Origin of the sequence: Streptomyces violens, from assembly GCF_000717745.1 — a bacterium.
In the GTDB taxonomy this organism is placed as follows: domain Bacteria; phylum Actinomycetota; class Actinomycetes; order Streptomycetales; family Streptomycetaceae; genus Streptomyces; species Streptomyces violens.
This window is the reverse complement of record NZ_JOBH01000013.1, coordinates 176,947-202,643: the sequence shown is the minus strand read 5'-3', so window position 1 is coordinate 202,643 and position 25,697 is coordinate 176,947. Positions and strand designations below refer to the sequence as shown.

The following is a 25,697-nucleotide window of genomic DNA, read 5'->3' as shown; positions in this document are numbered from 1 at the left end:
ACCGCTACGCTCCCGATCCCGGCGTCCCGGCATGCCCGGGCCACGCGGACAGCGATTTCGCCACGGTTGGCGATGAGCACCTTGCGCACGATGGCTCCCCCTCGGCAGGAATTCTCGTACCGGTGCTCCGCGCCTTCCTGGCAAGCGGTTCCTCAGCAATGCACCGGGTCGTGTCACCCACCTTTCTGCACGGAAAGCCCCCCGCACAAGGTTTGCATTTCAAGGGTTCGGTCAGAGATCTCAAGAAAGCGCGGGGAATGTCAGCGGAATGACAAATGCATGCCCAGCACCGGTCATGCCGCCCGGGCCGCCCACTGCCGGCCGGCCGCGCCGCCGGACGGCTCCGGTGGCGCGGCCGGACCTGACGGCCCGTCCGGCTCCAGCGGCCGGGCCGGGCCCGGCGCGCTGATCAGTCCGGCGGCGAGCGCCTTGGCCACCGCGTCGAGCCGGGACACGGCGTCCAGCTTGCGGAAGGTGGTGTGCAGATGCCGCTTGACGGTCCCGGTGGTGATGCCGAGCCCGCGGGCTATCTGCTGGTTGGTCATGGCGGCCGCCGCCCCGCTGAGCACCTCCCGCTCGCGCCGGGACAGGGCTGCGTACGGTACGCGTCCGGCGCCCTGCACCGCCGCGGGGAACAGTGTGCCGAGCGCGGCGAGCAGCGCCTCCCGTCCGGCGTGCCGCGGCAGGTAACCGTGCACCCCGGCGGCGCGCAGGGCGTGGTGGTCGGCGCGCGTGCTGCCGCCCGGCAGGGCCAGTACGGCGGTCTCGGGCACCAGGCGGCGCAGGGAACGTACGGTGCGCACGGTGGCGCCCGGCGCCGACCAGGGCTCCAGGAGGATCACTTGGGGGTGGAGTGCGACGGCCTTGCGCAGGGCCTCGTGCTCGCCGGTGGCCTGGCCGAGGAGGCGGATGCCGGGCTGCGCGTGCAGCAGCGCGGTGAGGGCGTCGCGCAGCAGCGCGTTCTCGCTGGCGATGACGGCGGTGATACGTGGCATGATCGTTTCCCCTTCTCTTTCGGCGGTCAGCCGGCCTGGTAACGGGGCAGGTGGACGTCGACACGGGTGCCGTCGCCGGCGCGGCTGGTCACGGCCAGCCGCCCGCCCACCGATTCGATGCGCTCGGACATGGACCGCAGGCCGTACGCGGGCCGTGCGGAGAGCGTGTGCGCGACGTCGAAGCCCCGCCCGTCGTCACAGACCTGGGCGTGGGCCCATCTGCGGGTCGTCCGTACGGTGACGGACACGGTCTCCGCCGCGGCGTGGGTACGGGCGTTGAGCAGCGCCTCGCGCAGGACGAGCAGCAGTTCGCGCCGGAAGAGTTCGGGCAGGGTGGTCTCGTCGCCGGACTGGTGCCAGCGCACCTCCGGCCCCTCGGGCAGACCGCGCAGGACCTCCAGGGCTTCGCGCAGTCGGGGCACCGGGGTGCGCTCGTGCAGTCCGGCCACGATGCCGCGGCTGCTCTCGGCGGCCTGCGCCAACAGGTCGCGCGCCGCGGTCAGTTGCTCGGAGGCGCGTACGGTACCGGCTTCCGCGCCGAGCCGGTCCAGGGCGGCGGCCAGCGGGGTGGCGACGCGGTCGTGCACGTCCCGCGCGAGTGTCCGGCGGCCCTGCCAGGCATCGACGGCCCGCAGGTGTGGGCCGGCTGCAGCGGCGAAGGTCTCCCGGACGGCCCGTAGGAGGGGGAGCGCCGCACCGGTGTCGGGCTCCTGCAGGAGGAGGCATTCCGTCAACAGGATCGCGGCGGCGAGGAGTTGATCCGGCGCGGGACCGCCGGGACCGGCGGGGGCACCGGCCGGTAGGGCGGGCCGGCTCGGGGTCCGGCCGAGCGCGTGCCGGGCCAGTTCCAGCAGGTACCGGGTCTCCTCCCCGTCGGGCTGCCCGCCGGGCAGCCCGACGGAGGGGGACCGCAGCAGACCGGCGAAGCGACACAGCGCGGCGTCGACGTCGTCGGGTGCGGCACCGACGTCATCGGCTACGGCGCCGACCGGGCGGACGCGCGGGGTGGCCGCGCGGCTGAGGCCCTCCGCGAGGGCGTGGGTGAAGACATCCGCCAGCAGGGTGGAGGCGGCGGCCATGGCTACTCCTCTTGCACGAAGGGTTGAACGCTCGCGAAACAATGCGAACAACCTCTATGTTTTTGGGAGAGAAAAAAACGCCCAGGACGGTGCGCGCCCCCGGACAGGGGCGCGGCACCGGCCGGGCAGGGGTGGCGACGTCCTGGTGCACGCTTCCGCGCACCCCTTTTCACCGCAGGTTTTCACCGCAGGGAAGCCACAGGAAAGAGGGTGCGCGGGTGAAGGGTCCGGGACGGCCCGGTGAGGGAGTGGGCGGGGCGACGCCGACGACGGTTGCGCGGCGGGCCCGCCGGTCAGACGAGGGCGGGCGCGGCGGCTTCGCGCGCGGCGAGCACGGGCAGCGGGAAGGAGCCCGGCGCACGCTCCACGGAGACGTCCGCGACACAGCAGACCGTCTCGTGCTGACGCATGCTCACCCGCACCCGGCAGCGGCCCGACGGGTCGGCGGGCAGCGCCTCGACCTCGACCCAGCAGGGCGCGTCCAGCTCGATGTAGCGGTGGAACTCGGTGTGCATCGTCACCGGGACGACCGGCAGCGGGTCGGCCATGGCCTGGGTCGCCTGGCGGGCGGCCTCCAGGAGCAGCATGCCGGGCACATGGTCGACCGGGTGGTCGAAGAGGACCGGATGGCTGGTGTCGACACACAGCTGCCACCGGCCGGTCGCGGCGTCCGGGGAGAGGACGACGTCGTAGGGCGAGACACGGCCCACCCGACGGGCCGTCAGCGGCAGTCCGGGGAGTACGGCGTTGGCCATGGCGCGCTGCGCGTCACCGTAGGCGCCGCGCAGCCGCTGGTAGACGGCGGGGCTGTGCACGGTGAAGCGGGTGCGGGCCTCGCCCAGGCGGCGGCTGCCCTGGTAGGCCTCGGCGTGCAGGACGATGGCCGACGCGCGGCTGCTGCGGCGGGTGACGGCGGTGCAGCGGACGGCCAGCCGGACCGGTATCCCGGGGGCGGCCGCGTCCATGGCGGCGGCGTCCATGCTGTAGGTGAAGTCGTCCCAGATCAGCTGGTGTCCCAGCGGTACCCCGTAGGCGGCGTGGGAGAGCAGGGGAAGGAGCTGGCGGACGGTCTCGGCGAACAGCAGCGGGTCGTAACCGCCGTTGCCGCTCAGGTAGAAGCTGTGGGTGCGGGGCCGGCGGGCAGTCACCTCATAGGTGTCCGGACCGGTCTTGCGCCATCCGGTGAGCAGCACCTCGTCCGGGTCGAGCTTGTGGACGAACTGCTGCGGGATGACCTCGTAGCGAGCAGTGGCGTCCGGGACGGTGGCAAATCGGGGCACGTCAGCATCCTTTCCCTCGTTGTGCGTTGGCCGCACAAGGCACTGGGCCGTGGCACGGCATAACATAGAGGGCATTCTTTTTTTTGTCGACCACCGGCCGCCCCGCCGGGAGACCCCTCTCCCTCGCGCACCATCCGTGACCAGCGCCCCTGTCGCCCCAAGACTTTCCACGACCCACTTCAGGAAGGGAACATTCCGGTCGGTCGACGGGGAATTCGGGCTGAAATGCGCCCGCCACCGGGCTCACTCACGACCCGCCACTGGGCCCGTCAGCCGCCGCCGGCGGGCGGCCGCCGCGCGCCGGCGGTGTACCGTCAGCGCGCCGCCGTCGCCGACGCGCGGATGCCCTGCATGACCGCTGCCCAGATGTGCGCGAGCGCCGCCACCTCGTCGGTCTCGGGGCGGGCGTGCAGGGTGACGGCGGTGCCGTTCAGCAGGTGCGCGGCGAGCTGCACCACGGTCTCCACCTCGATCTCGGCGGTCAGGTCGTTGCGCCGCCGCGCGCACTCCAGCATGGCGCGCACGGCCGGCTCCCACGCCGCCTGCCAGCCGCCCGCGGCGATGATCCGCTCCTCCTCCAGCCGCACGATCGCCCGGACGGCGGGGCTGCGGGCCAGCAGCCCGGCCAGGTCACAGGCGAGGCCGGACATGGCCGCCAGCGGATCGCCGCCGCACCCCTTCGCCTCGGCCACCACGGCGCCGGTCTCGGCTACCGCCTCCTCGGCCACCGCCTCGGCCAGCTCGCTCTTGGCCCGGAAATGGAAGGTCAGCGCGCCCATGGAGACCTTCGCCTCCTTGCACACGACCTGGAGCGAGGTACCCGCGTACCCATGGCGGGCGAACTCCCCGGCCGCCGCACGCGTCAGACGTCCACGGGTGACCACCGCGCGTTCCTGCTTCATCTGATGCCACCAATTCGACAAACCTCACCCGGCAACCGCCGCTCGGCGGGCCGGACCTGAAGGGGGATCGGGGGCTTTCGGACGGGGTGCCGCTGAGCGCGCCGACCGGCCGGCCGGCGCACGTCCTCACCGCAATCCCCGTGGAAAGAGACGTTAACCCGCTGTACACACCAACGAGCACCCCGCGACGCCGCCCCGTGACGGCTTTGGCAGGTCACCGGCGACCGGAGAGCGGCGCTCCGCCGGGCACGGCGAACCGTCCCTTCAAAAACATAGAGGTTGTTCGCTATTCTTTCGGCACCGACACCCCTGCCCGCATGTTTCGAAGGGAGCCGCCATGACCGAGCTCTACGGGAGCGGCCCGGTACGGCCGGTGCCGCACCACCCGGCCGACGACCTGGCTCGGCACCTGTTCCAGGACCTCCCGCGCGCCGACCAGCGCCGGTGGGCCACCGCCTATCTCCGGGGCCTGTGCTCGACTCCGGGCAAGAAGTCCGTACGCAACATGGCCTGGACGGTGAGCACTTCGGACACCGCGTGGCAGTCCCTGCACCAGATCGTCAACGCGAGCACCTGGCGGTGGGAGCCGGTCCGCAGGCGCCTCGCCGACTGGTGCGCGCGGCAACTCCCGCCGCGCGCCCTGATCCCGGCGCCCGTCCTGATCCCGAAGCGCGGCCAGCACTCCGTCGGCGTCCACCGGCGCTTCGACCCCGCCAGCGGCCGGACCCTGGGCTGCCAGTGGGCGTTCGGGCTGTTCCTGGCCACCGAGTACGGCACCACGCCGCTCGACTGGCGGCTGCACCTGCCGGGCCGCTGGAGCGAGGACGCGCGGCTGCGCGCCCGCGTCTGCGTGCCCGAGTCAGAAGGCGCCCGCGCGCCGCACGACCTCACGCTGGATCTGCTCGGCCTGCCCGTCGCCCACGAGGCACCGGTCCTGGCCACGGCCGCCCACCACACCGGCGTACAGCCCCTGTTGACGGCGCTCACCGCGCGCGGCCACGGTTTCGCGCTGCGCGTCCCGGCCACCACGCCGGTCACCATCGGCCTGCTGCGGCCGACCCGCCACGTGCGTGGCCGGCAGCCCACCGGGGCGCTCCCCGCCCGGCAGTTGCTGCAGCGCCTCGGGCGTGCCGCCACCACCCCGCTGGGGCCGGGCGCGGATCGACTGCGCCTCGCGCCCGCGCTGGTGCATGTACCGGGCAGCCCGCGTCCGCTGCAGCCCGTCGCCAGCTGGCCGGCCGACGGCGGACCGCGCCACATCTGGCTCACCGACCTGCCCGCCGCGCGGCTCGCCGCCCTGACGGACCTGCTGACCGTCCCCCTCGCCCCGGCCCCGGACACCCTGCTGGACCACGGGCTGCACGACTTCGAGGGCCGTTCCTACCCCGGCTGGCACCGCCACATGACGCTCGTCTCGGCCGCCCACGCACACCACCTGCGCATGGCCGCCGCCTGGCAGCAGGCGGCCTGAGAGACCGCGCCCGCCACCCGCAGGGGCCGCCCGCCGGCACATCCGCCGGGCGGCTCGATCGCCGCGCGCTCAGGCCCCGCTGACGCCCGCGGCCGCCGTACCCGCCAGATGCTCCGCGTACCAAGGAGCCGACTCGCCGAGCCGGTGCAGCGGCCCCGGTCCGGCCGGCACTCCCGCCAGCCGCCAGATCTCCTCGCTGCGGTACCAGTGTTCCCGTGCCATCAGCTCGAACTGACGCTCACTCATGGCGCCCGGACACTCCCGCAGCCGGTCCACGCACCGCTGCCAGTCCCACGCCTCCCGCGGCACCTCGGGGATCACCCCGTGCCCCGCGAGCGTGTCCAGCAGGGCGCCGAGGCGCACCGGCTCGGGGTGGGCCGCGTGGTACACCCCGCTCGCCACCTCCGCTTCGCCGCACGCCAGTTCCGCGATGAGCCGCGCGAGGTCCTGCACGTCGACCAGCGACAGCCGCGCCTGCCCGCCGTCCCACCGCGCCGGGACCCGGCGGACCAGCTCGGCCAGCGCGGGTACGACCCAGCGGTCACCGGTACCGGTGATCAGGTACGGCCGCAGCACCACGGCGCCCGCGTCCAGCGCCGACCGCTCCCCCGCCAGCCGGGTACGGCTCGCGGCCGACACGGGGGCGGGTTCGGTCTCGTCCACGGCGATGCCGCGATGCGGTCCCAGCCCGTACACCGCGGCGGTCGAAAGATGGACGATCCGCCGCACCCCGGCCTGCCGCGCCTCCCGCATCAGCGCCTGCGTACCGACGATGTTCACCGCCCGGCACGCCTCCTCCTCACCCGACACCCGGGAGGCCAAGTGCACGAGGACGTCGGCGCCCTTGGCCACGCCCCGCAGGGAGTCCGGGTCGGTCAGGTCCGCGCGCACCGAGTCCGGGCCGTCCGTACGGGAGAGCGCCCGTACGGTGATGTCCGCCCCGTGCGCCCGGAGCGCGGCCTGCACTGCGGAGCCGATGAAGCCGCTCGCCCCGCTCAGCAGTACCGTGCGCGGCGTCACGCCGCCGGCCCGGTGCGCTGGGCGACCTCCCGCAGCTCCGCCAGCCGGTCCGGCTGGGCGATGCCCGGGAGGACGTACCGCCACATCCGGCCGATCCGCTCGGGCAGGTCGGCCCGGTCGGGGCCGGTGAGCAGGTTCGACATGACCTGGGAGCCGGTGTACGCCGCGACGAGGAGCTGCGCGACCTCGGCGACGTCCACGTCGTCCTGCAGCTCGCCCTTGCTCCGGGCCGCTTCCAGCTCGCCGCGGAAGAGGTCCGCCCACATGTCGTACGGGCTGAAGTCCCGCAGCCCGACCTGGCCCTGCTCGACGGCCAGCGTGACGCCGGCACGGAAGAGCACGTTGCTCTGCATCTGGCGGGCCAGGAAGAACGTCAGCCCGATCAGCTGCGCCAGCCCTTCGGGCCGCTCCGGCAGCGACAGGTCGGCGGCCTGCTCGTTGATGACCGCGCGGGCGAGGTTCTCCTTGGACTTGAAGTGGAAGTACATCGCCCCCTGGGTCGTGCCGGCGCGCGTCATGATCTTGCTGATGCTCGATCCGGCAAGACCGTACTCATCGAACACCTGGGCTGCTGCACGCAAGATGACACCTCGCGTACGGATCGCCCGGTCCTGCCTCACTCGTGCCACGCGGTACTCCAGCCCACTTGAGCAAAGAAAACGACTGCCCTCTATGTTACCGCCCGGCCACTTGCCGGAAATCACCCGCGGAACGCTCCACACCAGACCCGCACAATTGCCCGTACACAGCAGCGCGGCCCGGCACGCCCCCCGTGGGAGCGTGCCGGGCCGGGGCCGACCGGGCCGTCGCGTCAGGACACGGTGTCGTGTGCCAGGTCGATGTCGAAGCCGGTACGGCCGCCGTCCTCCAGCCGCAGCGACGCGACCGCCGGTGCGTAACCGCTGGCGATGATCGTGTACTGGCCGCCGTCGAGGTCGGTGAAGGCGTACGCGCCGTCGTCACCGGTGATCACGGAGAGCACCGTGTTGCCCGCCGGGTCCAGCAGGGTCACCCGGGCGTCGGCGAGCGGTTCGCCCTTGGGCGTCCGTACTGTGCCGCAGACCCGGGCGCACGGGGCGAGCCGCGCCTCGTACCAGTTGGCCTCGCCGGAGCCGACCTCGGCCTGGAGCGCGGCCGGGCGGTGACCCGCGGCGCTGACGGCCAGCGTGTAGCTGCCGGGGACCAGGTCGCCGAAGACGAACTCGCCGTCCTCGCCGGCCACGGCCGAGGCCACCACGTCACCGCGCAGGTCCGTGGCCACGACCAGCGCGCCCGGCACCGGGACCGCGCCCCGGCTGTCGCGCACCTGGCCGGACAGCCCGGCCGCGCCCTTGAGCGCCAGGTCGTACGGGACCACCTCGTCGCCCACCGCCACGGTCGCCGCCTGCGGCTGCCGGGTACCGGAGGACGCGATGAGCACGTACGTCCCGGCCCCCGGCGCGGCGAGGGCGTAGCTGCCGTCCCGCGCGGTACGGGCGTGGCCGAGCTGCCGGCCGCCGATGTCGATCAGGGTCACCGCGGCGCCCGCCAGCGGGAGGCCCTGTCCGTCGCGCACCTGCCCGCTGATGCCGGGGCCCGCGACGGGTTCGGCACGGTCCGCGGTCTCCGTACCGGACGCCGCGGCCGGCGCGTCCTTCACCATGGCCACCGGCTCGGCAGCCGCCGGGGCGTCGGCCGGGGCGTCGGTCTCCGCCGTACCGGCCGTCGCGGCCTCCTCCTCGGAGGCGCGTGCCTGGAGGCCGGAGACCTGCCGCAGCGGCACCTCCTTGACGAAGAGCACCAGCACGAACGCCACCGCGATGATGATCGCGCCCACCAGGAACACGCCGTGCATCGACTCGGTGAAGCCGCGCTGGAAGGGCTCGGCCAGCCGCGGGTCGAGCTGCTGGATGAACGAGGAGTCGCTCAGTACCGAGGAGGATCCGCCGGCGCCCGGGTGCTGCAGCATGTCGAGCACCGGCTTGCTGGCCGGGTCGTGCAGCACCGCCGGGTCGTGCAGGGCCGCCTGGAAGCGATCGGTACCCGCCGCCTCCTTGAACGCCGAGCCGATCTTGTCCCCGACGGTGCTGAAGAGCAGCGACAGGAAGACCGCGGTACCGGCTGTGGCGCCCATCTGACGGAAGAAGGTGGACGACGCGGTCGCCACGCCCATGTCGCCCGGCGGCACCGCGTTCTGCACCGCCAGCACCAGCGTCTGCATGCAGGAGCCCAGGCCGAGGCCGAAGACGACCATGAAGACCATGGTTTCCCACAGCGGGGTGTCCCACTGGACCCGGAAGTGGAAGAGCAGCAGCGCCGCCACCATCAGGGCCGTGCCGATGATCGGGAAGATCTTGTAGCGGCCGGTCTTGGAGGTGATCTGGCCGGTGACGATGGAGGCGATCATCATGCCCGCCATCAGCGGCAGCATCTCCAGGCCCGACTTCGTGGGGCTGGAGCCCTTCACGATCTGGAGGTACTGCGGGATCATCATCATCCCGCCGAACATGCCCATGCCGATCAGCACGGACAGCAGGCTGGTCTTGCTGAAGGTGCCGTTGCGGAAGAGCCGCATCGGGATGAGCGCGTCGTCGCCGATCCGCCGCTCGACGAAGATCCAGGCGATGATGCCCAGCCCGCCGATGACGTAACAGGCAATGGACGTGGCCGAGCCCCAGCCCCACTCGCGGCCCTGTTCGGCGACGAGCAGCAGCGGGACCACGCCGATGGCGATGGTGAGCGCGCCCCACCAGTCGATGCGCCGGTCGCGGCGGGTGTGCGGGATGTTCAGGACCTTGGCGACCACGAAGAGCGCGATGATGCCGACCGGCACGTTGACCAGGAAGACCCAGCGCCAGCCGGTGATGCCCAGGATGGTGGCCTGACCGGCGAGCGCGCCGCCGATGAGTGGGCCCGCGACGCTGGAGGTGGCGAACGTACCGAGCATGTAGCCCTGGTACCGGGCGCGCTCGCGCGGCGGCACGATGTCACCGATGATCGCCAGGGCCAGCGACATCAGGCCGCCGGCGCCGAGGCCCTGGACCGCCCGGAAGACGGCCAGTTCGGTCATCGAGGTGGAGAAGGTGCACAGCACCGAGCCCACGACGAAGATGCTGATCGCCGCCAGGTAGTACGGCTTGCGGCCGTGCAGGTCGGACAGCTTGCCGTAGAGCGGCGTGGCGATCGTCGAGGTGATCAGGTAGGCGGTGGTCGCCCACGCCTGCTGGCTGAGGCCGTGCAGGTCGTCCGCGATGGTCCGGATGGAGGTGCTGACGATGGTCTGGTCGAGCGCCGCCAGGAACATGCCCAGCATCAGTCCGCTGAGGATGGTCAGGATCTGCCGGTGACTGAGGGCCCCCGTCCCGGCTGTCGGCGCCGTCCCCGCTATCTCGGGGGTTTTCGTGGTACTCACGCTGGTGTGTCTTTCTGCTTCACGGCGGTGTCCCGGCTTTCCGGGGGATGGTGCGGGAGGCGGGTGTGCCGGGCCTCTTCGAGGTCGTCGTTGAGCCGGCCCAGCAGGCGGACCAGATGCTCCCGGTCCTCCTCGGGCCAGCGCTCCAGGAGGGCGGCCAGCTTGCTGTCGCGCTGCCCCCGGTACACCTCGAAGGCCGCGTGCCCGGCGTCGGTGGCGCGCAGCAGCGTCCCCCTGCGGTCCTCGGGATCCGGGTAGCGCTCGACCAGTCCCCGGTCGACCAGTGAGCGCACCTGGCGGCTCACGGTCGAGAGGTCGAGGAAGGCGTCGGCGGCCAGGTCGGTGGCGCGCCGGTCCCCGTGGTTCACGAGCTTGGCGAGCAGTACCCGGTCCGCGGCTCCGCCGTCCGTCTTGGCGCTCCGCCGCCATGTGGTGATCAGCCGGCCGAACCGTACGATCTGCGTCCCCAGCTCGGCGGCCGCCTCGTTCAGTCTCGACGAGGTGCCGCCCTTGGCGGCACTGTTCTCCCGGGCGTGGGTGTCCGCACCCGTCGCCCTTCCCCCAGTCACGTCTGCGTTGCCCTGTTCGATTGGTTGCTTGCGGCTACCAATAGAGTGTCCGGGATATTGCTTGTATTCAGCAAGCCGATTCGGGGCCACCCGGACACAGGTGGGGAAACCTTTACCGTGGGCCCGCGGCGTCTGGTGCGTGCGATCGCAAGGCGGAGGGTCGTCCTCGTAGTGGGCCTACGTGGGCGATCCCGACAACGCAGCGAGCGTGCGTGCCAGGCGTCGCGGGTCAGGCGGGACTTTGTGGACACGACCTAGGGGGGCGGGGCCGGGAGCGTGCCCGGAGCCGGACTTGAACCGGCACGGCCCGAAGGCCAGCGAGGTTTAAGCTCGCCGTGTCTGCATTCCACCATCCGGGCCCGAAACCCCCCACGCCGTCACGAAGACGGCACCACGAGCCTAGCCCGCAGCGCCACTCGAACAGCGGCGGGTGGGCCCGAGGTTGTCTTATTTTATTGGCAACTGAGGGTGCATCAGCACGTGGTACTGGCCTTCGGCACATGCCCAGGGCCGAACCGCCCCGCTCACGCCCCACCGGCGCCGCTGCCCCCGGATTGACGGAAACTCGATGCCTGCCGCGCCCCTTACCGTGACCGTCCCACGCCCCCCGCCGGCGCGTCAGCGCCTCAGGGTCGCCCTCATCCCCAAGGAGGACCCGGAGCCTCCCGGGTCCGACCGCAGGCCCCCTGCGAGACCGGCGCAGGGACTGACGCCCGGCACGATCCGCTCCCGGACGATGGAATCCGACCGTTTACACGGCCCCTACGTCCCGACAGGAGCACCATCCCGTGACCACCCTCCACTCCGGCGTTCCCACCGCCACCCGCGCCACCGCGGTGGCTGCCCGCGCCACGGATCTCACCAAGGTCTACGGACAGGGCGAGACCCAGGTGGTCGCCCTGGACAGCGTCAGCGTCGATTTCCGGCAGGCCGAGTTCACCGCGATCATGGGCCCCTCCGGCTCCGGCAAGTCCACGCTGATGCACTGCATGGCGGGGCTGGACACGGTCTCCCGCGGCTCGGCCCGGATCGGCGACACCGAGCTGACCGGCCTGAAGGACAAGAAGCTCACCCAGCTGCGGCGCGACAAGATCGGCTTCATCTTCCAGGCGTTCAATCTGCTGCCGACGCTCAGCGCGCTGGAGAACATCACCCTGCCGATGGACATCGCGGGCCGTAAGCCCGACAAGCAGTGGCTGGACCGGGTCGTGGAGACGGTCGGCCTCTCCGAGCGGCTCAAGCACCGCCCCAGCGAGCTCTCCGGCGGCCAGCAGCAGCGCGTCGCGGTGGCCCGCGCGCTGGCCTCCAAGCCCGAGATCATCTTCGCGGACGAGCCCACCGGCAACCTCGACTCGCGCTCCGGCGCGGAGGTACTGGGCTTCCTGCGGAACTCCGTGCGCGAGCTCGGCCAGACCGTGGTGATGGTCACTCACGACCCGGTGGCCGCGGCCTACGCGGACCGCGTCGTCTTCCTGGCCGACGGCCGGATCGTCGACGACATGGCCGGCCCGACCGCGGACAAGGTCCTGGAGCGCATGAAGGGGTTCGACGCCAAGGGCCGTACGAGCTGACCGGCCCGTACGTACGCCTCCCCCACCGCACTCTTCACCGTCAGGACTGACCCACTCATGTTCCGTACCGCCGTGCGCAACGTCCTCGCGCACAAGGCCCGGTTGCTGATGACCGTGCTCGCCGTCACGCTCGGCGTCGCCTTCGTGTCCGGCACCCTGGTCTTCACCAACACCATCTCCCAGGCCCAGCAGAGCAGCTCCGCCAAGGGCTTCGACCATGTCGATGTGGCCGTCGAGCCCGAGTCGCAGCCCGACCGCGGCGACCGTCCCGCGCCGCCGCCCCAGCTTTCCGAGGCCCTGCTGAAGAAGGCCGGACAGGTGCCCGGCGCCGACTCCGCGATCGGCTCGGTGACCGGCTTCACCGCGCTCGCCGGCAAGGACGGCAAGCTCGTCGGCACCGGCTTCTCCACCCAGGGCGGCAACTACTGGGGCAGCCACGACCCCCGCCATCCGCTGAAGAGCGGCCGCGCCCCGCACGGCCCGCACGAGGTCGCGATCGACGCGAAGACCGCCGAGCGGACCGGCTACAAGGTCGGCGACACCGTCCGCGTCTCCGTCGACGGCCCGGTGCTGACCCCGAAGATCTCCGGCATCTTCACCACCGACGACGGCACCGTCGCGGCCGGCGGCTCGCTCACCCTCTTCGACACCCCCACCGCCCAGCGGCTCTTCCACAAGGAAGGCGCGTACGACCGGATCGACGTCAAGGCGGCGGCCGGCGTCTCGCAGCACGCACTGCAGGCGCAGCTCAAGGACGCGCTGCCGAAGGACCAGGCGTCCACGACCACCGCGCGGCAGCTCGCCGACGACCAGGCCGAGATGATCGCCTCGTCGATGGACAGCTTCCGGACCACGCTGCTGATGTTCGCCGGCATCGCGCTCTTCGTCGGCATCTTCATCATCGCCAACACCTTCACGATGCTGGTCGCCCAGCGCACCAAGGAGCTGGCCCTGCTGCGCGCCGTCGGCGCGTCCCGCAAGCAGGTCACCCGCTCGGTGCTCTTCGAGGCGTTCGTCGTGGGCACCATCGCCGCCGTGGCCGGCCTGGCCGTCGGCATCGGCATCGGCGCCGGGCTGCGGGCCGTCATGGGCGCCACGGACGTGCCCCTGCCCGACGGTCCGCTGGTGATCTCGCCCGGTACCGTCGCCGCCTCCCTGGCCGTCGGCATCCTGGTCACCATGCTCGCCGCCTGGCTGCCGGGCCGCCGGGCCGCCAAGATCCCGCCGGTGGCCGCGATGAACAGCGTGCACGCCACCGCCACGACCAAGTCCCTGGTGCTGCGGAACACCCTCGGCACCCTGCTCACCGCCGCGGGCATCGCCGTCGTCCTGTACGCCACGAGCGTGCAGGACATGAACTCCGGGCAGCTCCCGATGGGGCTGGGCGCCGCGCTGCTGGTGATCGGCATCTTCGTCCTCACGCCGCTGCTGTCCCGCCCGCTGATCGCGGCCGCGGGCCCCCTGCTGCGCGCCTTCGGGGTCTCCGGCAAGCTCGCCCGGCTGAACGCGGTACGCAATCCGCGCCGCACCGCCGCCACCTCCGCAGCGCTGATGATCGGCCTCACCCTGATCACCGGCATGACCGTGATCGCGGGCAGCTCGCAGCAGGCGGTCGACAAGATGGCCACCTCCGCGCTGAAGGCGGACTACGTGGTCTCCATGGCGAACGGCAGCTCCCTCTCGCCCGAGGTCGGGAAGAAGCTCGACGGGACCGACGGCGTCACCGCGGTCAGCGGTATGCGCAACGCCCCCGCCCGGATCGCGAGCTCGACCGAGTACCTGACCGGCGTCAACGGGCGCACCATCGGCGACCTCACCGACCTGCCCCTGAAGAACGGCGCCTTCACCGTGGGCGGCAAGGACGTCGTGGTCGACGACGACACCGCCGAGGAGAAGGGCTGGCAGGCCGGCTCCACCTTCACGGTGGCGTACGAGGACGGCAGCAAGCAGCGGCTCACCGTCGCGGGCATCTACGAGGGCAACGAGCTGATCCGCGGCATCCTGCTGGACAACGCCACCCTCACCCCGCACCTCGGCGACCCGTCCGACATGCAGGTCATGGTGAAGACCGCGGGCGGCACCTCGGACGCCGCGCAGAGCAAGCTGATCAAGGCGCTCGGCGACAACCCGGCCATCCAGGTCCAGGACAAGCAGGACATCTCCGAGGGCATCGCCAAGTCGGTCACCCTGATGCTGAACATGCTCTACGGGCTGCTCGCCATGGCCGTGATCGTCGCGGTGCTCGGCGTGGTCAACACCCTCGCGATGTCGGTGTTCGAACGCTCCCAGGAGATCGGCATGCTGCGAGCGATCGGCCTCGACCGGCGCGGCATCAAGCGGATGGTCCGGCTGGAGTCCCTGGTGATCTCGCTCTTCGGCGGAGTGCTGGGCATCGGCCTCGGCGTCTTCTTCGGCTGGGCCGGCGGCAGGCTCATCTCGGGCAGCCTCGACACGTACGAGATGGTGCTGCCCTGGGGCCGGCTGGGGCTCTTCCTGGCGCTCGCCGCGCTGGTCGGCGTACTGGCCGCGCTCTGGCCCGCGCGCCGCGCCGCCCGGCTGAACATGCTGGCCGCGATCAAGGCGGAGTGAGCCCACGCACCTGAAGTACAGGAGAGCCCCGGTCCCTCGCGGACCGGGGCTCTCGCGTACGCGCGTCTCAGCTCCGCCACTCCCGTGCCCGCAGCGGCATACCGGATGCCCCGCCCTCCGGCGTACGGACCGCGAGGACCTGGTTCACGCCGATGCGGTTGCGCTCGAAGGAGAGCGCCGAGGCGGCCATGTACAGCCGCCAGACGCGCGCCCGGCCCGGCGTCGTCAGGTGGGTGGCGCGGTCCCAGTGGCGCTCCAGGTTGGCCACCCACTGGCGCAGCGTCAGCGCGTAGTGCTCGCGGATGGCCTCCACGTCGCGCACCTCGAAGCCCGCGTCCTCCAGCGCCCCGACGGTCTGCCCGACCGGGGCCAGCTCGCCGTCGGGGAAGACGTAGCGGTCGATGAACTCGTCGACGCTGTAGCTGTCCTCGTCGGCCATCGGACGCCGCGCGATCTGGTGGTTGAGCAGCCGGCCGCCCGGCTTGAGCAGGTCGAACAGGTCGGCGGCGTACTCGGCGTACCGGGCGCGACCGACGTGCTCGGCCATGCCGATGGAGGAGATCGCGTCGTACGGGCCGTCCTTGACCAGGCGGTAGTCCTGAACGCGGATCTCGATGCGGTCGGTGAGCCCGGCGTCGGCCACGCGCTTGCGGGCGTACGCGGCCTGCTCCTCGGAGAGCGTGACGCCGACCGCGCGCACGCCGTAGTGCTCGGCGGCGTGCAGCACCATCGAGCCCCAGCCGCAGCCCACGTCCAGCAGCCGCTCGCCCTCCTTGAGGTCCAGCTTGCGGCAGATGAGGTCGAGCTTGTCGCGCTGGGCCTCTTCCAGCGTCGAATCCGGGCTCTCCCAGTACGCGCAGGAGTAGACCATGGACGGGCCGAGGACCAGCTCGTAGAAGTCGTTGCCGACGTCGTAGTGGTGGCTGATGGCCTGCTTGTCACGGCGCAGGGTGTGCAGCGGGCCGTGGCTCTTCGGGGCCTCTTCGGCGGGCGGGCGGGGCGGCAGGGGCGCGCCGGCGAGCGAGAGGAGTTCGCGGGCCGCGCTGCGGATCTCGGGGCGGGCCAGCGCGCGCAGCACGGCGGCGCGCTGCGGCTTGGCCTGGTCCTCCGGGCCGCGCTCCCAGATCATCTCGGCGAGACCGTCCAGGGCGGCGTAGAGGTCTCCGTCGACATCGAGGTCGCCGGCCACCCAGGCGCGCGCCAGGCCCAGTTCGCCGGGCTTGAAGAGCAGGTGGCGCAGCGCGCGACGGCTGCGGAAGACGAGGGCCGGGGCTCCTGGCGGACCGGACTCGCTGTGGTCCCAGGCCCGGATGCGTACGGGGAGCGGGGCGCCCAGTACCTCCTCCGCGAGCTTGGTGAGCCGTCCAGCGGCGTCGGCCATGTCGCACACCTCCGTTATTGACGAGTCGGGGCGAGATAGTTTCACCCACCACGTAAACGCCTGGCGGGGCCCGGGTAGTCCCGTTCGTTCGTAAGGGAACAGCAAAGCCCGTTACCGGCGCCATTGTGAATACGCCGAAGGAGCGTCTCTCGGAGGCGCCCCGTGACCCGTATACGGATACGCCGAAGGGCGCCTGCCCCACGGATGGCAGGCGCCCTTCGGCGTGTGTACTGCGTGGCTTTCCGACGCGTGGTCAGGAAGCCGGTGTTCAGGAGGCCTTGGCGGCCGTCTTGTCCTCGGCGGCGGCCGGCTTCGGCGCGGGCTTGGCAGCCTCGTAGAACTCCTCGCGGGGGTTCTCCATCGCACCGAGCGAGACGACCTCGCGCTTGAGGAACATACCGAGCGTCCAGTCGGCGAAGACCCGGATCTTGCGGTTGAAGGTCGGCATCGCCATGCCGTGGTACGCGCGGTGCATGTACCAGGCCAGCCGGCCCTTCAGCTTGATCTTGGTCTTGCCCAGGACGATCATCGCGACGCCCTTGTGCAGACCGAGGCCCGCGACCGCGCCCTTGTTGGCGTGGCTGTACTCCTTCTGCGGGAAGCCCCGCATGCCGGAGACCACGTTGTCGCCGAGGATCTTCGCCTGGCGCAGCGCGTGCTGGGCGTTCGGCGGGCACCAGGCGTTCTCGTTACCGGCCTTGCGGCCGACGAGGTCCGGAACCTGGGCGTTGTCGCCCGCGGCCCAGATGTAGTCGGTGCCCTGCACCTGGAGGGTGGCGGCGGTGTCGACGTGGCCGCGCGGGCCCAGCGGCAGACCGAAGCGGGACAGCGCCGGGTTCGGCTTGACGCCCGCGGTCCACACGATGGTGTTGGCGTCGACCTCGAGGCCGTTGTTCAGGACCACGTGGCCGTCGACGCAGGAGTCCATGCCGGTCTTCAGGTAGACCTCGACGCCGCGGCCCTCGAGATGCTCCTTGCCGTAGGCGCCGAGCTTCGGGCCGACCTCGGGGAGGATCTTGTCGGCGACGTCGACCAGGAGGAAGCGCATGTCCTCGCGCTTCACGTTCGTGTAGTACTTCGCGGCGTCGCGGGCCATGTCCTCGACCTCACCGACGGTCTCCGCGCCGGCGAAGCCGCCGCCGACGAAGACGAAGGTCAGCGCCTTGCGGCGGACCTCCTCGTCCGTCGTGGAGTCGGCCTTGTCGAGCTGCTCGAGGACGTGGTTGCGCAGGCCGATGGCCTCCTCGACGCCCTTCATGCCGATGCCGTTCTCGGCCAGGCCGGGGATCGGGAAGGTGCGCGAGACCGCGCCCATCGCGATGACCAGGTAGTCGAAGGGCAGCTCGTACGCCTCGCCGACGAGCGGCGCGACGGTGGCGACCTTGCGGTCCTGGTCAATGGTCGTGACGCGGCCGGTGAGGACCTCCGCCTTGGGAAGCACACGTCGCAGCGGAACCACGACGTGGCGCGGAGAAATGCTGCCGGCCGCAGCTTCGGGGAGGAAGGGCTGGTACGTCATGTACGAGCGCGGGTCGACGACCGTGACGGTCGCCTCGCCGTACCGCATCTTCTTGAGGATGCGGCGTGCCGCGTACAGGCCTACGTACCCACCGCCTACAACGAGGATCCTGGGACGCTCCGTGGTGCTCATGTCATCGAGTATCCACCCCCACTTGGGGGGTCGCTCGTGAGGGCCTTCACAAGCACGGAAGAGGGGTCTGCTACACTCCGCGCCTTCGTGATCGACGCCATAGCGCCACCGGGGAACCACAATCGACGGCCGAGCGTTCGGCACCCCTTCTCATCAGCGGTTGCGCGCTTCCGTGAGACTGGACCACCGGCCGCATAAGGGCTTCTTTAACAGCGTCGAAAGCGCACATTCCCAGGGCGGTCCGCCCAGGTGAGCCCCGAACGGCGTCCCGGCGGACGGTTTGTTCGCCCAAGGGGCCCTTTTTTCATGTGAAGAGTTTCACGAACTTTCTCGGCGACACGTCGCGAAGGGGCCCCGGAACGCGTCATTCGCACGCTCCGAGGCCCCTTCCAAGTACCTCTCAAAGGCCCTCAGCGGCCCTCTCAGGCGAGACTCCAGCCGATCCCGTCCAGGATGTCGTGCTCCGAGACGACGACCTCCTGAGCGCCCGTACGCTCCATGATCGACAGCAGTACGAGGGCGCCCGCGGCGATCACGTCCACCCGGCCCGGATGCATCACCGGGATCGCCGCGCGCTCGGCGTGCGTGGAGGTGAGCAGCCGGTCGGTGATCTCCCGGACCTTGGCCAGCGGGATCCGCGCGTGGTGGATCGCGGCCGAGTCGTACTCCTCCAGGTGCAGCGCGATCCCGGCGAGCGTCGTCACCGACCCCGCGAGGCCGACCAGCGTGTGCGCCTCGCCCAGCGGCACGGTCTCCGCGGCCTGGTCCAGCGCCGCCGCGACGTCCGCCTTTATGGCGGCGATCTGCTCGGCCGTCGGCGGATCGGTGACCTCGCCGTCGTGCACGAGGTGCCGCTCGGTCATCCGCACGCAGCCGATGTCGACGGAGCGCGCTGCCCGCACGGAGTCCGCGCCGAGCACGAACTCCGTCGAGCCGCCGCCGATGTCGACAACGAGGTACGGCTTCTCCAGGTCGTCGCGCCCGGTCAGCTCCTTCGTCGCGCCCGTGAAGGAGAACTCCGCCTCCTGGTCACCGGTGATCACCTCGGGCTCGACGCCCAGGATGTCCACCACGCCGCGCACGAAGTCCTCACGGTTCTCCGCGTCGCGCGAGGCCGAGGTCGCCACGAAGCGCAGCTTCTCGGCGCCCAGCTCCTCGATCACCGTGGCGTACTCGCGGCAGGCCGCGAAGGTCCGCTCCAGCGCCTCCGGCGCCAGCCGGCCGGTACGGTCCACGCCCTGGCCGAGCCGGACGATCTTCATCCGGCGGTCCAGGTCCTTCAGCTCACCCGTCTCCGGGTCGGCGTCCGCCACGAGCAGGCGGATGGAGTTCGTACCGCAGTCGATGGCCGCGACCCGGGTCACTGGGCGTCTCCTTCTCCGTCAGCGGCTCCTTCTTCGTGGCCGGCGCCGCACGGGCTCACGCACGGCCCCTTCTTCCACCACTCCGGCAGCATCGCGATCGCCTCGTCGCCCAGCGGGTTCACGCCGGGACCGGCCGCCAGCGAGTGGCCGACGAGCACGTGCAGGCACTTCACGCGGTCCGGCATCCCGCCGGCGCTCGGGAAGCCCTGCAGCACCTCGATGGCGTCCCGGCGGCGGATGTAGTCCTCGTGCGCGGCACGGTAGGCCGCGGCCAGCTCGGGATCGGTGGCCAGCCGGTCGGTCATCTCCTTCATCACGCCGTTCGCCTCCAGCGTGCCGATCGCGGAGGCCGCGCGCGGGCACGTGAGGTAGTACAGCGTGGGGAAGGGCGTGCCGTCCTCCAGGCGCGGGGCCGTCTCGACCACGTCGGGGTTGCCACAGGGGCAGCGGTGCGCGATCGCGCGCAGGCCGCGCGGCGGGCGGCCCAGCTGCTCCCGGAACGCCGCGACGTCCGCGTCGGTGGGCTCGGTGGGCTCGGTCTGGGGAGGCGGCGTGTCCATGCAGGCTTCTCTTGTCGTCAGGGTTGAACGGTCGGCCGCCCCATCATCCCCCGGCGGCACCGCGGCGCGCGTCGGCGGAGTCCAGGCCGGACCAGATGGCTTCGTACCAGGGGCGCTGCACGGCACTCCGGCCGGCCCGCGGCCGGCTCGCACCGGTGCCGTCCACGACGGTGTAGCCGGTCTCCCCCGGCATCACGTAGTGCAGATGGCGGCGGGCCTGCTGGCGTACGTAGGCGGGGTCCTGCCAGCGCGCCTTCTCCTGGCGCAGCCGCTGCACCGCCTCGCGGGCCGTCTCTGCCTCACGGCGCTGCTCGGCGATGTCCGAGCGCTGGGAGACGTACGCCCTTATCGGATACGCGAGGGCCACGACCAGCGAGCACAGCACGAGCACGAGGAGCGCGGCGCGCCCGGTGAGCCGGCTGCGGCGGAACACGGTGGCCTCCCCTGGGGTGCTCTGTACGCGACGGCGTACGTACGTCCCCGGCAACGGTACGGGACCGCTGCCGGGGACGTACGGAGGTGGGGACCATCAGCCCCCGTAGGCCGGAACTCAGCCCTTGAAACGCGGGAAGGCGCTGCGGCCCGCGTACACCGCCGCGTCGTCGAGGATCTCCTCGATGCGCAGCAGCTGGTTGTACTTGGCGACGCGCTCGGAGCGGGCCGGGGCACCGGTCTTGATCTGGCCGCAGTTGGTGGCGACGGCCAGGTCGGCGATGGTGACGTCCTCGGTCTCGCCCGAGCGGTGCGACATCATGCACTTGAAGCCGTTGCGCTGGGCCAGCTCGACCGCGTCCAGGGTCTCGGTCAGCGAACCGATCTGGTTGACCTTGACCAGCAGGGCGTTGGCGGAGTTCTCCTCGATGCCGCGGGCCAGGCGCTCGGGGTTGGTGACGAACAGGTCGTCGCCCACGAGCTGCACCTTGGTGCCGAGCTTCTCGGTGATGACGTTCCAGCCGGCCCAGTCGTCCTCGAAGAGCGGGTCCTCGATGGAGACGAGCGGGTACGAGGCGACGAGCTCCTCGTAGTACTCGGTCATCTCGGCGGCCGAGCGGGACTTGCCCTCGAACTCGTACGCGCCGTCCTTGTAGAACTCGGAGGCGGCGACGTCGAGCGCCAGCGCGATGTCCTGGCCGGGGGCGTAGCCGGCCTCCTTGATGGCCTCCAGGATGAGGTCGAGGGCCTCACGGTTGGAGCCCAGGTTCGGGGCGAAGCCGCCCTCGTCGCCCAGGCCGGTGGCCAGGCCCTTGGCCTTCAGGACCTTCTTGAGGGTGTGGTAGACCTCGGCGCCCCAGCGCAGCGCCTCGGAGAAGGACTCCGCGCCGATCGGGGCGATCATGAACTCCTGGATGTCCACGTTGGAGTCGGCGTGCGAGCCGCCGTTCAGGATGTTCATCATCGGCACGGGCAGGACGTGCGCGTTCGGGCCACCGAGGTAGCGGAACAGCGGCAGGTCGCTGGCCTCGGACGCGGCGTGCGCGACGGCCAGGGAGACGCCCAGGATCGCGTTGGCGCCCAGGGAGCCCTTGTTGTCGGTGGCGTCCAGGTCGAACATCGCCTGGTCGATGAGGCGCTGCTCGGTGGCGTCGTAGCCGACCAGCTCGGGGCCGATCTGCTCGATGACGGCCAGCACGGCCTTCTCGACGCCCTTGCCGAGGTAACGGTTCGGGTCGCCGTCACGCAGCTCGATGGCCTCGAAGGCGCCGGTGGAGGCGCCCGACGGCACGGCCGCGCGGCCGGTGCTGCCGTCGTCGAGGCCGACCTCGACCTCGACCGTGGGGTTGCCTCGCGAGTCGAGGATCTCGCGAGCTACGACGACGTCGATCGACGGCACGTTGTCTCCTTCATGGGTGTCATCTGGAGTTCTGCAGCACGAGCCTAACGGCCCGGGGACCGTCCGCCTGCCCCTAGCCCCGTCTGTGAGACGAAAAAGGACCCAAAGGCCCGCAAAACGGTAGGTAACGCCTGCGTTTTGCAGCGGACGTACGGGACGAATCGGTCCGTACGCATCTGAGCGGCGGCCCGCCCGGATGGCCACCCGGGCGACCGCGGAAAGGGGAAAGCCCCGCCCGGCGCGCTCGGGGGTTCGCGCCTGGCGGGGCAGTCTCACAGGGTGGCGCTCACGCCGACCGGGGGTCCACTCAGATGCTGAGCTTCTGGCCCGGGAAGATCAGGTCGGGGTTGCCGCCGACCGTCGACTTGTTGGCCTCGTAGACGGTCTTCCAGTTCTTGCCGTGCGCCTTGGCGATCTTGCCGAGGGTGTCGCCGGACTTCACGGTGTAGTTGCCGTGGCCGGTCACCGGCTTCGGGTCGGCCTTGGGCTGCACGGGCTGCGGCTTCGCGGCCTGCTGCTGCTGCTGCGGCGCGGCCTGCTGCTTCGGGGCCTCCTGCTTCGGGGCCTGCTGCTGGGCCTGGCCGGAGCCACCGGTGTTCACCTGCGCGGCCGGACCACCGGCGGTCAGGCCGCCGGCACCGGCGCAGCCCCAGGCACCCGGGCCCTGCATGGCGAGCAGCTTCTCGGCGGTGGCGATCTGCTGGTCCTTGGTGGCCAGGTCGGCACGCGGCGCGTACTTGGTACCGCCCGCGGCGGCCCAGGAGGAGTTCGAGAACTGCAGGCCACCGTAGTAGCCGTTACCGGTGTTGATCGACCAGTTGCCGCCGGACTCGCACTGGGCGACCTTGTCCCAGGTGGCGACCGAGGCGGCGTTGGCGGAACCGGCGGTCATCAGCGGGACGGCCACGGCGGCGCCGGCGACACCGGCGAGCGTGACGACGCGGACGGCCTTCGAGGGGCGGCGGTGCTTGCCCTTGAGCATGTTGTTCTTCCTCACCGACGCCTGCGAGGTGAGCTGTCGGGTTCGGGCTGTGAGTGGCCCGGCCGGATGCGCTTCCGCACACCCGGCTTCACCCCAAGCCGGCCGCTGCGTTTCCGCTGCGGTACGGCACTTACCTTGGGTCCCCCGCTCCTGCCTACGGCGCTTGCGCGACGGTTGTCCGACCGATCACCGGCAGGATTCGGCGAATGATCGGCGGGCTCGCTTGGTGCGAGCGGTGAAGAACGTAAACACACACCCCTCGGCGGTTCAAACCACCTTTTCGTAGGACACTTTGCGGTTTTCGATCACCGACGGCATCCGTTTGCGCAGGTCGAACACGGTATGGAAAAGAACGGACAGGCCGGACGGAACACCTCGGGACGAGACCCATGTCTCACTTTCCCCAAATGGGGGCAACCATCGCGCACTTAGGGCGTGCGGCCCTCGGTCACTGCCCGAGGTCGAGTCGCTGACCAGGCCGGATAAGGTCCGGATCAGCTCCGATGACGCCCTCGTTGGCGTCGTACAGACCGGTCCACCCCTCGGCCAGCCCGTACTCCGCCGCGATCGCGGAGAGGTTGTCGCCCGGCCGCACCGTGTACACGCCGTCGCCCTCCCCGGTACCGCGGTGAGCGTCACCGCCGCGCGAGGCGTGCCGCCCCTCGGGGCGCCCGTCCTTGCCGTCGCCCTTGCTGTCGTCGGCACTGCCACGGTGCCGGCCGGTACCGGGCGCGGAGGTGCCGCCGTCGGACGACGCGGGCGGCTCGGTGACCTCCTCGGAGGGCTGCGCGGAGCCCGAGGGGCTCGTCGAGGGGTCGGTGGTGGGCTGCTCGGAGGAGTCCCCGGAGGGGCTCTCGGAGGCGCCTTCGGAGGGCTCTTCTGCAGAGCCTTCGGAGGGCTGCGTCTCGCCGGAGTCGGCGTCGCCGGACGGCGTGGCCGACGGCTCGTCGGTGGCGCCGTCCGTGGCGCCGTCGGACGGCTGGGTGTCGCCGGTGTCCGTACCGCTCCCGGAGCCGAGATCGATGCCGCCGTCCGAGGGCTCCGGCGCGGGCGTCTGCGTGCTGCCCGGGTCCACGTCGGGTATCAGCCCGTCGACGTCGAGGCCGGCGTTCACCGAACAGCTCGGCCAGGCGTCCGGGCCGCGGTCGTTCAGGATCGACTCGGCAACCGCGATCTGCTGGGAGCGGCTGGCCAGGTCCGGGCGCTCGGCGTAGGACTCGCCGCCGTAGTCCTTCCACATCTCCAGGGTCAGCTGCAGCCCGCCGTAGAAGCCGTTGCCGGAGTTGGCGCTCCAGCTGCCGCCGCTCTCGCACAGCGCCACGCGGTCCCAGGTGGCGGTGTCGGCGGCCTGGGCGCCGCCCGCGGTCAGCAGCGGCAGGGCCAGCCCGGCCCCCGTGACGGAGGCCGCCACCAGAAGGGCGGGGGCCTGACGGGGTCGGCGGTGTCTACCGTTGCCGGAGCGCATGCGAGTACCTTTCGAGCGGCGGCTTGAGTTGTCGCAGGCAAAGTAGCGGGGGCCCGCTCCGGTCTCAACCCGGTGTAGCCGAGATCACGCGAAGATCACGCTGCTGACGCCAGGTCAGTTCTTCCCGGCCCCGGCGCCCTTGGCGTCTTCCGGTACGTACGCGAATGCCCTTCCTGACGGCCCGTCGGGGGTCGGTACGCGCGCCGCCCGAGACGTTCCGCTATGCGCCTTTTGGCGCGCCGGTCGGCGCGGTGTCCGGAGCTCCGGACGGGGTCTCCCGCGCGCTCTCCGGCGTGAATCCCACCGGCAGCGCCCGCAGCCCGCGCATGATGAGGCCGCCGCGCCACCGCAGGTCATCGGGGTCGGCGGCCAGCCGGAGGTCGGGCAGCCGGGTCAGCAGCGTCGCCAGCGCCGTACGGCCTTCGAGGCGGGCGAGCGGCGCGCCCAGGCAGTAGTGGATGCCGTGCCCGTATCCGAGGTGCTGGTTGTCGCGGCGCCCGAGGTCCAGGGTGTCCGGCGCGTCGAACCGCTCCGGGTCCCGGTCGGCGGCCGCCAGTACCACCAGTACCGGGTCGCCCGCGGCGATCCGCTGCCCGCCGATCGTCAGCTCCTGCGTCGCGAACCGCCAGGTCGCCAGCTCCACCGGCCCGTCGTAGCGCAGCAGTTCCTCGATGCCGGTCGCGAGCAGCTCCTCGTCGCCCGCGGCCAGCGCGGCCTGCAGCCGCGCCCGCTGCTCCGGGTTGCGCAGCAGCGCATAGGTGCCATTACCAATGAGATTGACGGTCGTCTCGAACCCGGCGAACAGGAGGATGAAGGCCATCGCCGCGGCCTCGTTCTCGGTGAGGTGCTCGCCGTGATCGGAGGCCCGGATAAGGGCCGAGATCAGATCCTCGTCCTCGGTCTCGTCCGCCGCCAGCGACTCGCGCTTGCGGTGGATCAGATCGGCCAGATAAGCGCGCATCTTCTTCACGGACCGGGCGACCCCGCCGCGCGGCCCGCCGCCGTGCCGGATCATCATCCCGGCCCAGTCCCGGAAGTCGTCCTGGTCCTCGCGGGGCACGCCCAGCAGGTCGCAGATCGCGTAGATGGGGAGCGGGAAGGCGAACTCGTGGATGAGGTCGGCCTCGCCGCGCTCGGCGAAGCCGTCGATGAGCTGGTCGGTCAGCTCCTGTACGCGCGGCGCGAAGCGCGCCACCGTACGCGGCGTGAACGCCTTGGAGACGAGGCGGCGCAGCCGGGTGTGGTCCGGCGGGTCGATGTTGAGCAGGTGCGTCATCAGGTTGGCGCTGCGCTCGCCGGGGATGCCGACCTTGCCCTTGCCGTGCGCGGCTTCGCTGTGGTGCTGCGGGTTCTTGGAGAGCCGGGGGTCGGCCAGCGCCTCGCGCGCGTCCACGTACCGGGTGACCAGCCACGCCTCGACCCCGCTGGGCAGCGCGGTGCGGTGGACGGGCGCGTGCTCGCGCAGCCACGCGTACGCGGGATAGGGGTCGGCGGCGAACTCCCAGGTGAAGAGTTCCGGGCAGGCGGAGGCGGTGGTGTCGTGCACCCCTCGACCGTAACCGGTTGTCCACAGGGCCCTGGTTGTCCACAGGCCCC

At 71.5% G+C, this 25,697-nt stretch carries 21 protein-coding genes, 1 tRNA gene and 1 riboswitch; of the genes, 3 read left to right on the top strand and 19 right to left on the bottom strand.

Going from position 1 to position 25,697, the window contains the following annotated elements:
• From IF04_RS37750 to IF04_RS39360, 5 genes are all read right to left on the bottom strand, one after another.
• The coding region (locus IF04_RS37750; protein ID WP_351910787.1) for a biotin carboxylase N-terminal domain-containing protein at positions 1-89 on the bottom strand (89 nt) is incomplete at its 3' end.
• Positions 90-293: 204 nt separating this feature from the next.
• Positions 294-995: a response regulator transcription factor gene (locus tag IF04_RS0125325; protein WP_051831550.1), complete on the bottom strand. Its 702-nt coding sequence runs from the start codon at positions 993-995 to the stop codon at positions 294-296.
• Positions 996-1,021: 26 nt separating this feature from the next.
• Positions 1,022-2,074: a sensor histidine kinase gene (locus IF04_RS36770; protein WP_051831549.1), complete on the bottom strand. Its 1,053-nt coding sequence runs from the start codon at positions 2,072-2,074 to the stop codon at positions 1,022-1,024.
• A 293-nt stretch (positions 2,075-2,367) separates the two neighbouring features.
• A complete protein-coding gene (locus tag IF04_RS0125315; RefSeq protein ID WP_051831548.1) occupies positions 2,368-3,354 on the bottom strand; it encodes a ScbA/BarX family gamma-butyrolactone biosynthesis protein in 987 nt (328 codons plus the stop codon).
• A gap of 314 nt (positions 3,355-3,668) precedes the next feature.
• The gene (locus IF04_RS39360) at positions 3,669-4,256 is read right to left on the bottom strand and encodes a TetR family transcriptional regulator (protein ID WP_051831547.1); all 588 of its coding nucleotides are present in this window, start codon (positions 4,254-4,256) and stop codon (positions 3,669-3,671) included.
• Positions 4,257-4,593: 337 nt separating this feature from the next.
• On the opposite strand from IF04_RS39360, the gene IF04_RS0125305 reads away from it, so the two are divergent.
• A complete protein-coding gene (locus IF04_RS0125305) occupies positions 4,594-5,727 on the top strand; it encodes an IS701 family transposase (protein WP_051831546.1) in 1,134 nt (377 codons plus the stop codon).
• A 69-nt stretch (positions 5,728-5,796) separates the two neighbouring features.
• Here IF04_RS0125305 and IF04_RS0125300 read toward each other — a convergent pair whose 3' ends face one another.
• The 5 genes from IF04_RS0125300 to IF04_RS0125280 all read right to left on the bottom strand — a co-directional run bounded on the left by IF04_RS0125300 (position 5,797) and on the right by IF04_RS0125280 (position 11,066).
• A complete protein-coding gene (locus tag IF04_RS0125300) occupies positions 5,797-6,747 on the bottom strand; it encodes an NAD-dependent epimerase/dehydratase family protein (protein WP_037960624.1) in 951 nt (316 codons plus the stop codon).
• Positions 6,744-7,328, bottom strand: a complete 585-nt coding sequence (locus tag IF04_RS0125295) for a ScbR family autoregulator-binding transcription factor (protein WP_245654502.1) — start codon at positions 7,326-7,328, stop codon at positions 6,744-6,746. The genes IF04_RS0125300 and IF04_RS0125295 overlap by 4 nt, the downstream gene beginning before the upstream one ends.
• 230 nt (positions 7,329-7,558) lie before the next feature.
• Complete coding sequence (locus tag IF04_RS0125290; RefSeq protein WP_030262272.1) at positions 7,559-10,138, bottom strand: MFS transporter; 2,580 nt, start codon at positions 10,136-10,138, stop codon at positions 7,559-7,561.
• A complete protein-coding gene (locus IF04_RS0125285; protein WP_037960621.1) occupies positions 10,135-10,707 on the bottom strand; it encodes a MarR family winged helix-turn-helix transcriptional regulator in 573 nt (190 codons plus the stop codon). The genes IF04_RS0125290 and IF04_RS0125285 overlap by 4 nt, the downstream gene beginning before the upstream one ends.
• 277 nt (positions 10,708-10,984) lie before the next feature.
• Positions 10,985-11,066: transfer RNA gene (locus IF04_RS0125280), tRNA-Leu, on the bottom strand.
• Positions 11,067-11,495: 429 nt separating this feature from the next.
• Between IF04_RS0125280 and IF04_RS0125275 the strand changes: the two genes are divergently transcribed.
• Positions 11,496-12,278, top strand: coding sequence for an ABC transporter ATP-binding protein (locus tag IF04_RS0125275; protein ID WP_030262268.1), 783 nt, complete (start codon positions 11,496-11,498; stop codon positions 12,276-12,278).
• A gap of 57 nt (positions 12,279-12,335) precedes the next feature.
• Positions 12,336-14,867, top strand: a complete 2,532-nt coding sequence (locus IF04_RS0125270; RefSeq protein ID WP_030262265.1) for an ABC transporter permease — start codon at positions 12,336-12,338, stop codon at positions 14,865-14,867.
• A gap of 67 nt (positions 14,868-14,934) precedes the next feature.
• Here IF04_RS0125270 and IF04_RS0125265 read toward each other — a convergent pair whose 3' ends face one another.
• The 9 genes from IF04_RS0125265 to IF04_RS0125225 all read right to left on the bottom strand — a co-directional run bounded on the left by IF04_RS0125265 (position 14,935) and on the right by IF04_RS0125225 (position 25,647).
• Positions 14,935-16,248: an SAM-dependent methyltransferase gene (locus IF04_RS0125265; RefSeq protein WP_030262262.1), complete on the bottom strand. Its 1,314-nt coding sequence runs from the start codon at positions 16,246-16,248 to the stop codon at positions 14,935-14,937.
• A 268-nt stretch (positions 16,249-16,516) separates the two neighbouring features.
• Entirely contained in the window at positions 16,517-17,899 is a 1,383-nt protein-coding gene (locus tag IF04_RS0125260) for an NAD(P)/FAD-dependent oxidoreductase (RefSeq protein WP_030262259.1), read from the bottom strand.
• Between the two features lie 422 nt (positions 17,900-18,321).
• On the bottom strand, positions 18,322-19,263 hold the full coding sequence (locus tag IF04_RS0125255) for a Ppx/GppA phosphatase family protein (RefSeq protein ID WP_030262256.1): 942 nt from the start codon (positions 19,261-19,263) through the stop codon (positions 18,322-18,324).
• On the bottom strand, positions 19,260-19,823 hold the full coding sequence (locus IF04_RS0125250) for a DUF501 domain-containing protein (protein ID WP_030262253.1): 564 nt from the start codon (positions 19,821-19,823) through the stop codon (positions 19,260-19,262). Before IF04_RS0125250 ends, IF04_RS0125255 begins: the two co-directional genes overlap by 4 nt.
• Before the next feature lie 43 nt (positions 19,824-19,866).
• Positions 19,867-20,256, bottom strand: coding sequence for an FtsB family cell division protein (locus IF04_RS0125245; protein WP_281179698.1), 390 nt, complete (start codon positions 20,254-20,256; stop codon positions 19,867-19,869).
• Positions 20,257-20,373: 117 nt separating this feature from the next.
• A complete protein-coding gene (gene eno, locus IF04_RS0125240) occupies positions 20,374-21,654 on the bottom strand; it encodes a phosphopyruvate hydratase (RefSeq protein WP_030262245.1) in 1,281 nt (426 codons plus the stop codon).
• A gap of 307 nt (positions 21,655-21,961) precedes the next feature.
• Positions 21,962-22,636, bottom strand: coding sequence for a LysM peptidoglycan-binding domain-containing protein (locus IF04_RS0125235; protein WP_030262242.1), 675 nt, complete (start codon positions 22,634-22,636; stop codon positions 21,962-21,964).
• 3 nt (positions 22,637-22,639) lie between these two features.
• Positions 22,640-22,808: riboswitch (cyclic di-AMP (ydaO/yuaA leader) on the bottom strand.
• A 276-nt stretch (positions 22,809-23,084) separates the two neighbouring features.
• Positions 23,085-24,101: a LysM peptidoglycan-binding domain-containing protein gene (locus IF04_RS0125230; RefSeq protein WP_030262239.1), complete on the bottom strand. Its 1,017-nt coding sequence runs from the start codon at positions 24,099-24,101 to the stop codon at positions 23,085-23,087.
• Positions 24,102-24,321: 220 nt separating this feature from the next.
• Positions 24,322-25,647 carry a cytochrome P450 family protein gene (locus tag IF04_RS0125225; RefSeq protein ID WP_030262235.1) on the bottom strand — a complete coding sequence of 442 codons (1,326 nt, stop codon included), beginning with the start codon at positions 25,645-25,647 and terminating at the stop codon, positions 24,322-24,324.
• Positions 25,648-25,697 lie beyond the last annotated feature (50 nt).